This is a genomic window from Streptomyces sp. SID3212 (genome assembly GCF_009865405.1).
In the GTDB taxonomy this organism is placed as follows: domain Bacteria; phylum Actinomycetota; class Actinomycetes; order Streptomycetales; family Streptomycetaceae; genus Streptomyces.
The window spans coordinates 1-566 of sequence record NZ_WWJY01001262.1 but is presented as its reverse complement, the minus strand read 5'-3'; the positions used below and the strand labels follow the sequence as shown (position 1 = coordinate 566).

General features: G+C 74.7%; 1 pseudogene. It reads right to left on the bottom strand.

Annotation, left to right across the window (positions count from 1 at the left end):
- A pseudogene (locus GT042_RS37865) lies at positions 1-566 on the bottom strand (thiamine pyrophosphate-binding protein); the annotation flags it as partial.

The following is a 566-nucleotide window of genomic DNA, read 5'->3' as shown; positions in this document are numbered from 1 at the left end:
GGCCACGCGGCCCAGGCCCAGTAGGTGAGGATCGTCATGTCCCAGAAGCTGGCGGCGCGCGCGGGCAGCGCGTCCCGTACCGCCGCGAGGATCCGGCGCTCCGGTTCGAGGTGCTGGGCCGCGATCCGGGCCTCCACCGCGTCGAGCACCGCGCGGACCGCCCCGGCCGCCTCGGTGGGGTCGCGCCGGTCGGCGGACTCCAGCGGTTCCGACTCCAGCAGCGCCGACAGGGCGGCCCTGGCGTCGGCGTGGATGCCCAGCGCGGGGTGGTTGGCCTCCAGCTTGCCGAGGTCCGCCTCGATCTGGATCATCCGGCCGCGCGGGGCGAACGTGTGGTAGTTCGAGGACAGTTCGCCGAGGCCCGAGCCGACGACGAGCAGGACGTCCGCGTCTTCGAGGAAGTCCGTGGTGTGCCGGTCCTCCATCCAGGACCGCAGGGACAGCGGGTGCTCCCAGGGGAACGCGCCCTTGCCGCCGTACGTCGTCACGACCGGCGCGGCCAGCTTCTCGGCGAGCGCGCGCAGCTTGCCGGACGCGTCGGCCCTGACGACCCCGCCGCCCGCGAC